This window comes from Streptomyces amakusaensis (assembly GCF_039532665.1).
Lineage (GTDB): Bacteria > Actinomycetota > Actinomycetes > Streptomycetales > Streptomycetaceae > Streptomyces > Streptomyces amakusaensis.
In genome coordinates this window covers 1-848 of record NZ_BAAASB010000080.1, presented here as the reverse complement: position 1 = coordinate 848, position 848 = coordinate 1, and the positions used below count along the sequence as shown (strand labels likewise).

Annotated in this window: 1 protein-coding gene; it reads left to right on the top strand. The window is 65.1% G+C overall.

From position 1 onward, the window contains the following. On the top strand, positions 1-848 hold an 848-nt coding region (locus ABD371_RS35715), incomplete at both ends, for an acyltransferase domain-containing protein (RefSeq protein ID WP_344486943.1).

Sequence of the window (848 nt, the reverse complement as noted above, 5' to 3'; positions counted from 1 at the left end):
TCATCGGCGACCAGACCGTCGAAGGCACGGCAGGAGCCGGACGGGTCGCCGTCATGTTCACCGGCCAGGGCTCACAACGAGCCGGCATGGGCCAGGAACTCTACGAGACCTACCCCGCCTTCGCAGCAGCCTACGACGAAGTCCTCACCCACCTGAACGAAGGCCTTCGGGAGACCATCCGCTCGGGTGAGGGCCTGGACGAGACCGGGAACACCCAGCCCGCACTGTTCGCCCTCGAAGTCGCCCTCTACCGCCTCACCGAAACCTGGGGAGTGAAGCCCGAGGCCCTCACCGGACACTCCATCGGCGAAATCACCGCCGCACACATCGCTGGGGTGCTCTCCCTCGAAGACGCCTGCACCCTCGTATCAGCACGCGGACGACTCATGCAAAACCTGCCGACCGGCGGAGCCATGATCGCCGTCCAGACAACCGAAGAAGCCGTCCTCCCGCTCCTCGCAGGACGGGAAGCAACCGTCGGGATCGCCGCCATCAACGGACCCGACTCCCTCGTCATCGCCGGAACCGAAACCGACACCCTCGACATCGCACAACAACTGGGGGTGAAGTTCAAACGGCTCCCCGTCAGCCACGCCTTCCACTCACCCCTCATGGAACCCATGCTCGACGACTTCCGGGAGGTCGTCTCGGGGCTCACCTTCCAGGCACCCCGGATCCCCATCGTCTCCACCGTCACCGGCAAACCCGTAACAGCCGATGAAATCTGCTCCGTGGACTACTGGGTCGAACACGTCCGCCGACCCGTCCGCTTCACCGACGCCATCCACACCCTCAACGACCAGGGCATCGACAACCTCCTCGAACTCGGACCCGACGCCACCCTCTCC